The sequence below is a fragment of the Sphingobacteriales bacterium genome, from assembly GCA_012517435.1.
Lineage (GTDB): Bacteria > Bacteroidota > Bacteroidia > CAILMK01 > JAAYUY01 > JAAYUY01.
This window is the reverse complement of record JAAYUY010000183.1, coordinates 1-11,558: the sequence shown is the minus strand read 5'-3', so window position 1 is coordinate 11,558 and position 11,558 is coordinate 1. Positions and strand designations below refer to the sequence as shown.

The window sequence follows — 11,558 nt, the reverse complement described above, 5'->3', positions numbered from 1 at the left end:
TCCCATTGACTTCAGAGGTTGCCCTGTCTTCAGTTTTGGCTGCAATTCCATTCCACTGGCTGTCTGAAAACTGATTGGTGTTCAGCTCATAGTTGTCGCCTGAGAACAGAGAGTAATTGACAGACGCACTGAAATTGTGATTAGGCTGGAGGAATTTGTGCTGATAATACAGGTTGGTATTAAAAGTATTGTGGGTATTACTGCTCAGGTTATCCCTGAGATAATAATAATCATAAATAACGGGCTGAGTATATTCATGGTATCGGCTGTTACCTGTAAAACCGAAATTTCTTTGTCCATAATCAGCTGAAAAGGTCATAAAGTTAACCTTGTTAATTTCCCAGTCAAGGCCGGTTTTGAAGGAATATCCGCCAAAATTTCGTGATCTGTCGGCATCAGCATTGGTAAAGATAGTAACTGTGTCAAAATCTGCTTCTCTTTCGTTGATCCATTTGCCCGGACCACCTCTCTTATTCAGGTCGTATCCGGCAAACAGGTTGACTTTCCCGGTACGAAGGTTGAAAGTTCCATCTGTCGAATAGTTTTTAAACATTCCTACTCCGGCATTGATGATTCCGTTAAATCCTTCTGTAATGCTTTTTTTGAGAATAATGTTGATGATTCCGCCAATTCCATCAGGGTCGTATTTTGCGGAAGGATTGGTGATGATTTCAATTTTTTCTATCGTTGAGGCTGAAATTTGTTTTAAGGCATCACTTCCTGATAAAACAGAAGGTTTGCCGTCAATCAGAACGGTGTAACTGCCACTGCCTCTGAGAGTGAGATTCCCGTCAACATCCACCTGCACGGAGGGTGTATTTTCAAGCACATCTACAGCTGTTCCTCCTGCGGCAATAATATCCTGGGTAACGTTGATGACCTTTTTATCCACTTTATACTCAATATGCCTTTTATCTGTCGAAATTTCAACTTCATTCAGCACAAGCGATGATTCTTTTATACTGATGTTGCCAAGGATCACTTCTTTTTGCTTCGGAGAAATATGAATTTCGGGAATTTTAACTTTCTCATAACCAATAAAGGTAACCCATGCATAATATTTACCGTAAGCCAGGTTTGAAATTTCAAAATAACCCCCGTTATCGGTGATCGTACCCCCCACAATGGAAGAATCTTTTTCAGAATGAAGGGAAATGCTTGCATAAGCAACCCCATGTCTGGTGGTTTCATCAATTACCCTTCCGGTTATTTTACCGTCTTTTGGCATGTTGCCATTGAATTTCCCGGGTTGTGACAGACTTTGAAAGACCAATGAAAGGGATAAAATAAATAATAATGCGGTTTTTTTCATTTGTAAAAAATTATAGCACGATAATTAAACAAGGATAAGACCAAAAAACCAATATTTTCTTTCGTTTAAAAGAAAATATTTTTGCAATAACTTAAAAAATCAGTCTATCGTTTAAATCTGACATTGGCCTGAGCAGCAGCCAGTTTGGCAATAGGGACACGGAAAGGCGAACAGCTGACGTAATCAAATCCTATTTTATGGCAAAATTCCACTGCTGAAGGCTCTCCGCCATGTTCACCGCAAATACCGACCTTAAGTTTGGGACGGGTAACCCTTCCTTTATCCACGGCAAATTTCATCAGTTCCCCAACTCCTTCCTGATCAAGAATATTGAAGGGGTCAAAAGGAAGAATTTTATTTTTAAGGTAAAGAGGCAGGAAGCCACCTATATCGTCACGCGAAAAGCCATAGGTCATCTGGGTAAGATCGTTGGTGCCAAATGAGAAAAACTGGGCATGTTCAGCTATTTTGGCTGCGGTTAGTGCTGCCCTTGGTATTTCAATCATGGTTCCAACGAGATGCGGAATTTCGTTCATGCCGAATTTTTCACAAACTTCTGCGTGTATTTTATTAATGATTTTGTATTGGTGTTCGAGTTCTGTAGCAATACAGGTAACAGGTATCATGATTTCAGGAAACGGATTTTTACCTTCCTGAATAAGCTCTGCAGTGGCTTCAAAAATAGCTCTTGCCTGCATTTCTGTTATTTCAGGATGTGTAATACCCAACCTGACACCACGATGCCCCATCATCGGATTGTTTTCATGAAGAGCATCTGCCCTGAAACTAAATTCTTCAAGACTGATGTTCAACGACTGAGCCAACTTAACTCTTTCTTCCTGATTTTGAGGAACAAATTCGTGCAGTGGCGGATCAAGTGTACGGAATGTAACCGGAAATCCATCCATAGCTTCCATGGTACCTTTCACATCTTCCTTTACAAAGGGATAAAGTTCATCCAATGCTTTTCTCCTTTCTTCCTCTGTTTTTGAAATTATCATTTTTCTTAACAAAAACAAAGGTTTTTCGGCATTCTTACCATAAAACATGTGTTCTGTGCGGAAAAGGCCAATACCTTCAGCTCCGAATTCTCTTGCTTTGCGGGCATCTTCAGGTGTATCTGCATTGGTTCTGATTTTCATCACCTTAATATCATCGCAAATCTCCATAAACTCAATAAAGTCAAGATTTTCTTCTGCTGATTTTATCATCGGCATTTCTCCCTCATAAATATATCCCTTGCTGCCATTCAGAGAAAGGACATCTCCTTCTTTGAAAACTTTATCACCAATGGTCAGGGTCTTTTCAGAAAGGTTGATATGAAGTGAGCCGGCACCAACAATGCAGCATTTTCCCCAACCTCTGGCAACCAGCGCAGCATGACTGGTCATGCCACCTTTTGCTGTCAGAATTGCTTCTGCAGCTCTCATTCCCTCAATATCTTCAGGATTGGTCTCTTCTCTGACCAAAATCACTTTTTTACCCTCTTTTGTCCATTCAACAGCATCGACAGGGGTAAATACGATTTGTCCGCTGGCTCCGCCTGGTCCTGCCGGAAGTCCTGATGCCAATGGTTTTACCCTGAGTTCGGCAGCAGGGTCAATGATGGGATGTAAAATTTCATCCAGCTGAGAAGGATCCACACGCATGACCACTTCTTTCTTACCGATAAGTGCTTCATGAAACATATCGATGGCCATTTTAAGTGCTGCCGGGCCATTACGTTTTCCTACCCTGCACTGCAACATATAAAGTTTCCCTTCCTGTATGGTAAATTCAATATCAAGCATATCGCGGTAATGCCTTTCGAGGCGCTTTTGTATCTGATCAAGTTCGCGGTACACTTCAGGCATCACCGTTTCGAGTGATGGAAGATGTTGATTATGTTCACTTTTAGTGATTTCGTTTATCGGATTTGGCGTACGTATTCCTGCAACAACGTCTTCGCCCTGTGCATTGGGCAGCCATTCTCCGTAAAAATGATTTTCACCTGTGGCAGGATTGCGGGTAAAGGCAACACCAGTGGCTGAGTTTTCTCCCATATTTCCGAATACCATTGCCTGAACATTGACGGCTGTTCCCCATTCATCAGGAATACCTTCCATTCTGCGGTAGGCAATGGCTCTTTTTCCCATCCATGACTGAAAAACAGCCCCGATAGCTCCCCACAACTGCTCACGTGGATCTTCAGGAAATTCTTTTTCCAAAACTTCCTTAACCTTTTGTTTATAAATGACAATGAGTTCTTTTAAGTCATCGGCCGTAAGTTCGGTATCAGATTTTACATTTCTCTGGTGCTTCATTTTTTCAAGCTCCTGCTCGAGCAAAGAGCGGATACCCTTACCGTCCTTTGGTTCGATACCTGCAGCCTTTTCCATGACTACATCCGAGTACATCTGGATTAGCCTGCGCTGACTGTCATACACAAACCGGGGATTCCCAGTTTTTGCGATCAATCCTTCGCGGGTAATATCATTCAGTCCGACATTTAATACTGTTTCCATCATTCCGGGCATAGAGCTTCTGGCACCACTTCTGACAGAAAGAAGCAGGGGGTTTTCGGGATCGCCAAAAACGGCTCCCATCGTTTTTTCAACAAATTTTAAAGCTTCATCAACCTGAGTTTTTAGTTCCTCCGGAAATGAACGGTTGTTTTTATAATAAGCAGTACAAACATCGGTGGTGATAGTAAAACCTGCCGGTACCGGAAGGTCAAGATTTGCCATTTCAGCAAGATTAGCGCCTTTGCCACCTAAAAGTTCTTTCATATCTGCCCTGCCTTCGGCATTTCCGGCTCCGAAAGAGTAAACCAGTTTTCTAACTTTTGCCATAGATTGAATTATTTATAAAATTGCGTAAATTTTCTTTATTCAAATGAAAAATTTTTCCGCAAATGTCTGTGTTTTTTTTGATTTAAGTGTATTTTCTCACTATCATATTTTCCAATAATATCCATCTGCCAATCAGTCGATTAACAGCTCATCCAAAATTGCTCCGATTTAAGTATTTACAGCGTTTTTTAAGTTCTTTCCGTGAAATAATAATTACCTCATGAAATGAAAAACCGAAATACTTCATCTTCTGTTAATACAAAAGAGGCTCCTGTTATAGGAACCTCTTCATGAAACAACTATGGAAAAATTGGCTAAAACGGAATAAATCCCTGCCTGATAATCTGGTAAGGATATTTTCTGGTGGTATCGGCCATGTCGTAGTTATAGGCTTGCTCTATCGCCCTCCCATCAACAAGTATGGCAACCCAGAAACCACTCATCATATCAACATCATCCTTGTATCTGACATAAAGATAAGTAAGTGCACCGGGTTTACCCTTGAATGAATAAGTCCAGCCTTTTGCCTTATCGCTGATTACCATGGAATCAATTTTTACAGTGTGTTCATTTTCATTAAAATAGGCCACCTGAAAATCACTGGAAAGACCCTTTATCACATAAGTAACCACATGATCGTCCATATTTTTTTCACATCCGGCAATCAGTAAACCTGTCATTGCTACGACTGCGATGATGATAATTTTCTGAATATTTTTCATGGCTTTGTTTTTTAAGGTTCATTAAATTTTTACAATTAAATTAGCGAAAAATACCCTTCCCGGTTCATAAAGATTATCGGGAGAACCAATTACCCTACGGTTAAGATGTTCATAATAGGGGGTATTGAAAATATTGTTGATTCCGCAGGAAAGTGTAACAAAGTGGTTATAAATATATGCAAGGGTCAGATTTGCCAGCCAGAAAGACGGAGTGGTTTTTTCACCATAAGCGACCGAAACATAATTCTGCGGAGCAGCATATCTGACAGTCAGACGCGGGATCAGTTTGCTATTGAAAAATGAATAATAAACATTGGCTCTGACATCAAGAGGTGGTATTTCATAAAGAGCATCCGGTGAAATTTCGGTCATTTTATCCCATGCCTTGGTCATGGTGGCACGGGTGTAGGCTGCTATGAGCGAACCTCCCAGTTTGTATTGTTCCGGAGATGAATAAGTAAATTCAAATCCCCTGAAGTAAACCGGATCTGCATTGTAGAACTGTTTAACACCATAAACGCCTTTTGTATTGGGAAGATATTGAGTTGGCGGGAGTTGTCTGGCTGCAATGTAATTGATGACATAAGAGAAAAATCCGTTTACAGTAACCCTGCCTATTTTGTCTGTTTCATATTTAATGGTCAGATCAGCCTGATGATTGGCTTCTGCTTTCAGGTCTGGATTACCTAAATAATCGTATTTATCATAACCAATGGGTAAAAGCGTAATATATCTTTCCAGAAGGTTAGGGCTTCTGACACCACGGCCAATAGCCAATCCAAGTGTCAGATTTTCATTAAGATATTTATTAAATCCAAAACTTGCACTCAGGTTATTCAGAGTTATATCCTCAGGATATAAAGTATCCTGAATAATAGGCTTTCCTGCTTTCAGGCCATACACATAAACAGGTCCGGAATGTGCCTGATTGTTATCATACCTGAGTGAAGCAGTCAGGGTCATCGTTTCGAATTTTCTTTCATATTCAGTCGCAAAATACGTATTGGTGATAAATCCATCAATCAGAAATTCAGTTTTTACAGGCACAACAGGCTCAGCAGGTTGCATATACATGGTTTTTACCCTCTCCCCTTTCTTTGTTGTATGTTCAATACCAGTGATGAAATAAAGCTTGTTGTTCTCCTTTGGCAAAAGCGTGAAATTCAGATTTGCACCCGACACAATGGCATCGATTGTTGAAACACCAATCATTGTATCCCCGGAAGGTTTTTCCTTGGTATCCATCACATGATGTACATTGGAATTAAATGCCATTATTCTCAGATTGCTGATGTTTTTAAAAGGAGAGGCAATACTGTAAACAGCCGACATTAATCTGGTGTCGTCCAATCTTTCATCCATAGGCAAGGCAGGAAAATGAACATCTCTGCCATGAGAACTGACAAATGAATAAATGAGTTCATGGTTTTTTAAGGGGACAAGCCCGATTTCACCTGTAAATGAGTATTTTCTGAAAGAAGATAACACGAGATTACCGTTACCATCTTTATAATTTCCATATTCCTGGTTGTTACCTGAAAGATTAAAATAGACCCTGTCGTTCCCGAATTTCACATTCAGCCTGTCTTTTGTCCCGTTCCAGTTACTTTCATAACCCTTAATTCCTCTGGCATTAAGCTGGAATTTTTTACCTTCAAAAGGAGTTGGTTTGGAAGTTACCAGATTAAGAAAACCGCCCATGGTCGGGCCATAACGAAGGACATAGGGTCCTTTTATCACCTCAATTCTTTCAATATCATCCACTTCTATGTGAGAAATATTAGGGTCCATCCTGTTCGGACAACCACCTTCAATTCGCATAAAACCATCTACCCTGACATTCAGCTGGTCATATTTATATCCTCTTATTACAGGGTCAAGCTGTGTTCCTCCTTTCCTGATGGCAGAAACATTCGGTATCTGACGTAAAAAGTCACCAATGTCGCGTGTTGGTAAAATCTCTATTTCAATTTTTTTCATTTCTGTTTTTACAAAAGGATCCTGCCTGGCCGACCAGTCTTTCAGAATTACTTCGCCTAACTCGAAATTGGTTGCAACCATTGCAAAATCAAAAACATACCTTTTGTTTTCTGTCAGATTTACCTTTCTGGTTGATTTTTTAAATCCCACAAAAGACACTTCAATGGTATATTCTCCCGGCTGAAGGTTTTCAATCAGATAACGGCCATTTTCGTCAGTTGCACAGCCTTTTCCGGAAGGCTTTACGACTACATTTGCAGCTGAAAGGGTTTTACCTGTTTCAATATCAGTAACTTTACCAGTTACCGAAATATTCTGGGCAATAAGCCATAGCGGAATCATTAAGGTCAGCATTCCTGTCAACAAAAGTTTAATCTTTTTCATAAGCTGGAATTTTTAGTTAGAAAATTTTTCATTAGTCCATTTGTAATGCCAAAAGTTAACATTGATTGAAAATATTATCAAATAAATAAAAAATAATTTGAATTTTTCTCCTGAGATTTCACTGATCAACAAATTTGTTTAGAACAATTTTAATCTTTCATTACCAAAAACAGTTTTATTCAAAAACCAATAAAGCATATTCCTTTTGCAATTGGTTGCATAAAACACCTGGTTTTGATATCTTAAGTTTATCACAAGGAGCAAAACCGTAAAATAACTTAATGATAAGTAAAATACTGATTTTAATTTTTTTTACATTTATAATAGACTATTTAAAGTCCACCAGCTTGTTTTTGAGGGCATATTTAACAAGCTCAACGGTCGATTTCATATTGAGTTTGCTCATGATATTAAATTTATGTGTTTCGACCGTCCGGATTGACAGGAACAATTTTTTTGCTATTTCAGCATTTGACAGGCCTTCCATGATCAATTGAAGTATTTCCGTTTCTCTTTTGGAGAGTTTAGGGAATGCGGAATCTTCAGCATTTTGAATATTGTTTTGATTTTCAATTACTTTAGCCACTTTATCCGTAAAAAAGTTTTTACCTTTAAACACCTCTTCAATGGCTTTGACCAGTACTTCCCGTGTGGTTTCTTCTTTGGTTAAATAAGCCTTTACCCCTGTTTTTAATGCTTTTTTAATAAAATCGGGATTTTCGTGCATGGAAAGTATGATGATTCTGGCGTTTGGATCATCTTTCAGTATTCTTTCTGCCACTTCAAATCCATTCATATCGGGCAATGAAATATCCAGCAGTAAAACATCCGGTTGGTTTTCCTTATATTTTTCGATGGCTTCAGTGCCGCTTCCCGCCAGATCCATGATCCGGATATGTTTTACCCCTGTAAACAAAGACTGAACACCTTCCCTGAATATGTGATGGTCGTCTGCCAGCATGACCAAAATTTCATCTATTTTCATACAAGACTGATTTTTATTGTAATACAACATCCTTCACCCGGTTTCGTTTCAAGTTCAATGTTCCCTTTTAAAATATTTACCCGGTCAAAAATATTGTTCAGGCCATTTCCTTTTGCTTTGGTGGTTTGATTAAACTCAAAGCCTTTTCCGTTATCCTGAATAATCAATGTCAGTTGCTCCTTATTCCCCAAAAGTTGAATATCTGCCTGAGTGGCCCCGGCATGTTTCAATATATTGCTCAATCCTTCCTGAACAATACGATAAAGATAGGTTTTGATTGAAATATCAATATTTCCTGGAATTCCATAACTGACAAAATCGGTTTTGATTCCTGAATTTTGCTGGAACTTCACGATTAATGATTTCAATGCCTCATCAAGTCTGCTTTCCTGCAACTCAACAGGAGCCAGTAAATTTGAAATTTCACGGGTTTCAGAAATGGTTTTTAAAACAAGGCTATGAATTTCGCCATATTCATGAAATTCACTACTGCAATTATTTTCAAGTTTAAGTTTCATGGCCAGCAATTGCTGACCCAGGCTATCATGTATTTCCCGCGATATTCTTCTTCTTTCCTGCTCCTGTCCCTCAATAAGGGCAGCCAATCTTCTTTGCTTTTCATTTTTCAGCTCTTCTGCCGATTTGGCTATTTCTGCCAGATATTCCGCTTCTTTTTCAAGCAGAATATTATGACGTGTCATTTTATAAAATATCAGGCCGATAAAAGTTATTAAAAAAATGATTATCAATTCAGTAAGATATGTTTTAAGATGATTTTTCCTGACAGGTTCAAATATAGTCTCATAGGGTATGCTTAAAATCATTGTCCATTTCTGATTACCCAGATTGATGGTGTTGAATACAGCAAAACTGTATTCATTATGAGCAAAATCAACGTAATTACCACTTCCGCTTTCTTTTTGCCTGATGAGTGTAAAAAAACGGCTGGCTTCTTTCATGTATTTTTGGGAATTACTGACCGAATAATTGCCCAACTTTCCGGTATATTCAAAGTCTTTCATGATATAATAGGCATTAAGGCCTATAAAACTCTTTTCATGGTGTGCAAGAATATTCAGATTGCTGTCGATGAGCCACAAATAACCGGAATTTTCAGACAAATAAGGATTTATATATTTTTCTACCATCTTACTGATTGAGATTTTCCAGCTTAAACTGCCAATGACAGAATCACCAATGACAACAGGTGCAAATAAATAAATCAACGAAGATTGGGATTTGGGGTGAAAGTCAAGAAGGGTATATGTTTTATCCGTTTCTTTTCCAAATGAATGAATCGCTACAGGGATTTTTTCAGTCTGACTGGCTGCAGCAAACTTCAACAAAACTGTTCCATTAAGGTCAGTCAGCTGAATCCCTTCCACCTCATTTTTATGAGTTTCATACAGTTCACATAAAATGCAATAATTTACGGGATGGCTAATATCTTTTTCAACCACTCTTTTCAATATATCGGGCTGATTTCTGATTGTAAGCAGGCTTTCAGAATATTTTACGATAAAATTTTCAACATTTGCAGTAGCAATCTGGGTTGTTGAAAGCATTTGTTTTTCCCACTGATTAATAATAGAGTTTTTGAACTCCTTATTAATGTTAATGGTGATGTAAACCGATACAGAGGCAAGTAATACGACAATCAGCAAATAGATAAACATCAACCGGTTGAAAAAAGTTTTTCTCATCACATTTTGGTTTACATACTGAAAAACAGCATGCATTACAACAAATTATCAGGGTTCGATATTACAAAAAACTGTGAAAAGATGGCTTAATAAGGCAATAAATCAGACACTGAGCTGAATGTTATGGGTAATCATCATTTTGCGTAAGTTTATCAGGGCATATCTCATCCTGCCCAGTGCAGTGTTGATGCTGACATGGGTCAGTTCGGCAATATCTTTAAAAGACATATTGGCATAATGCCTGAGAATCAAAACTTCACGCTGCTCATGGGGAAGGGCATTGATCATCTTTTTTAACATATACTGAATTTCATCTTCAATGATCTCATCTTCCCTGTTGGTATCAGGAATGCGGATATACGATAAAATATCATTTCCGGCAGTATCTGTTACGGTCGGATTTTTATTTGAGTTGCGGAAATAATCAATCACCATATTCCGGGAGATTCGTACAATCCACTGATAAAACTTGCCTTCTTCATTGTATTTTTTAGTTTTGAGCTGAATTATAACCTTCAGAAATACATCCTGAAAAATATCTTCGGCAACCGTCCTGTCTTTGACCAGATAACAGATATAGGAAAAAAGGCGGGTCTGATACCGTTTGACAAGGGTGATCAGGCTGCTTTCATCTCCGTTAATATAACGGCTGATGAGTTGTTCATCGGAATAAAAAGGTTTACGCATATCTCCACATTTTTAAATTTCTGAAATGAACTTAGTGTAGAGTTTATCCTATATGCGTTTCCTTTTTCTTTTTTAGCGATTAATTCAGGGTGCTAATATACAACGAAAACTTACAGAAACCAAATGAAATTTGCTTCTTTTCGACAAAAATTTTCAGGAATTTTAGTAAATTTTTTTTAACTTGCAGATTTTCATATTTTTACAAGAATCTCTCTTTTAAAACTTTTTATTCCAAGACACGTTTATTTACTGAAAAGACTTTGAAAAAGCAGGAAATAGACAGGGGTATGGAATAAAATTTGACAAAGCTGAACGCATGAAATTCAGGATTGATAAAGAAAGGATCCGGACATTTTTAGTGAAAATCATCAGGCAAAATGCCAGTCCGCACCGGCTGGCACTGAGTTTTGCCATTGGTACCTTTATCGCAATCCTACCCTTATTTGGTTTTGGAATTATACTCGGCCTGATAGTGGTCATGGTGTTCAGACAACTCAACAAACCGGCACTCATGTCGGCATTCGTGGTGTGGAATCCATTGATTGTCGTGCCTTTAATGGCTATCAGCTATCAGATCGGAGATATTTTTTTTGGTTCTGCCGAAGTAATTAAATACAAAATCGAACTTCTGAATCATCTCATCACGTTTACCAGGCGTTTTCTTGTCGGACATCTGATTATCACTGCCGACCTGTCTATCATTAGCTATCTTGTCATTCGGTTTGCAGCTTTTCTTTATGAATTAAGAAAGAAAAAAAGACAGAATCATTGAAAATCAGAAAAAAAAAGGAAATCAGTTTGTTGAAATTTTAAAAGGTTTCTCTCAAAGTCTTCAAAAATCAGGTTCACGCAGTTTAAAAAATGCAGATAACCCCCATTTCATTTCAAAACAATTTTCCCGCTTTCTGCTGTCTGTCCTGATTTCACACAATATAGATAACAACCTTTTTCCAT

The 11,558-nt window shown here is 38.3% G+C and carries 8 protein-coding genes; 1 reads left to right on the top strand and 7 read right to left on the bottom strand.

Going from position 1 to position 11,558, the window contains the following annotated elements; all coding sequences use genetic code 11:
- The 7 genes from GX437_10615 to GX437_10585 all read right to left on the bottom strand — a co-directional run.
- A partial coding sequence (locus GX437_10615) for a TonB-dependent receptor (protein NLJ08112.1) occupies nt 1–1,312 on the bottom strand: 1,312 nt, incomplete at its 3' end.
- A gap of 104 nt (nt 1,313–1,416) precedes the next feature.
- Nucleotides 1,417–4,143, bottom strand: coding sequence for a pyruvate, phosphate dikinase (locus GX437_10610; protein ID NLJ08111.1), 2,727 nt, complete (start codon nt 4,141–4,143; stop codon nt 1,417–1,419).
- Between the two features lie 314 nt (nt 4,144–4,457).
- Complete coding sequence (locus tag GX437_10605; GenBank protein NLJ08110.1) at nt 4,458–4,865, bottom strand: hypothetical protein; 408 nt, start codon at nt 4,863–4,865, stop codon at nt 4,458–4,460.
- Between the two features lie 21 nt (nt 4,866–4,886).
- On the bottom strand, nt 4,887–7,229 hold the full coding sequence (locus tag GX437_10600; protein NLJ08109.1) for a TonB-dependent receptor: 2,343 nt from the start codon (nt 7,227–7,229) through the stop codon (nt 4,887–4,889).
- Between the two features lie 328 nt (nt 7,230–7,557).
- Entirely contained in the window at nt 7,558–8,214 is a 657-nt protein-coding gene (locus tag GX437_10595; GenBank protein ID NLJ08108.1) for a response regulator transcription factor, read from the bottom strand.
- The gene (locus GX437_10590) at nt 8,211–9,917 is read right to left on the bottom strand and encodes a hypothetical protein (protein NLJ08107.1); all 1,707 of its coding nucleotides are present in this window, start codon (nt 9,915–9,917) and stop codon (nt 8,211–8,213) included. Before GX437_10590 ends, GX437_10595 begins: the two co-directional genes overlap by 4 nt.
- A gap of 102 nt (nt 9,918–10,019) precedes the next feature.
- Nucleotides 10,020–10,604, bottom strand: a complete 585-nt coding sequence (locus GX437_10585; protein NLJ08106.1) for a sigma-70 family RNA polymerase sigma factor — start codon at nt 10,602–10,604, stop codon at nt 10,020–10,022.
- 316 nt (nt 10,605–10,920) lie between these two features.
- Between GX437_10585 and GX437_10580 the strand changes: the two genes are divergently transcribed.
- Complete coding sequence (locus GX437_10580; GenBank protein ID NLJ08105.1) at nt 10,921–11,376, top strand: DUF2062 domain-containing protein; 456 nt, start codon at nt 10,921–10,923, stop codon at nt 11,374–11,376.
- The last annotated feature ends 182 nt before the right edge of the window (nt 11,377–11,558 follow it).

Excerpts from the sequence above, each read along its gene's own strand:
- GX437_10605 (NLJ08110.1), bottom strand. The coding sequence starts at position 4,865 with ATGAAAAATATTCAGAAAATTATCATCATCGCAGTCGTAGCAATGACA.
- GX437_10590 (NLJ08107.1), bottom strand. The coding sequence starts at position 9,917 with ATGAGAAAAACTTTTTTCAACCGGTTGATGTTTATCTATTTGCTGATT.
- GX437_10585 (NLJ08106.1), bottom strand. The coding sequence starts at position 10,604 with ATGCGTAAACCTTTTTATTCCGATGAACAACTCATCAGCCGTTATATT.
- GX437_10595 (NLJ08108.1), bottom strand. The coding sequence starts at position 8,214 with ATGAAAATAGATGAAATTTTGGTCATGCTGGCAGACGACCATCACATA.
- GX437_10600 (NLJ08109.1), bottom strand. The coding sequence starts at position 7,229 with ATGAAAAAGATTAAACTTTTGTTGACAGGAATGCTGACCTTAATGATT.
- GX437_10610 (NLJ08111.1), bottom strand. The coding sequence starts at position 4,143 with ATGGCAAAAGTTAGAAAACTGGTTTACTCTTTCGGAGCCGGAAATGCC.
- GX437_10580 (NLJ08105.1), top strand. The coding sequence starts at position 10,921 with ATGAAATTCAGGATTGATAAAGAAAGGATCCGGACATTTTTAGTGAAA.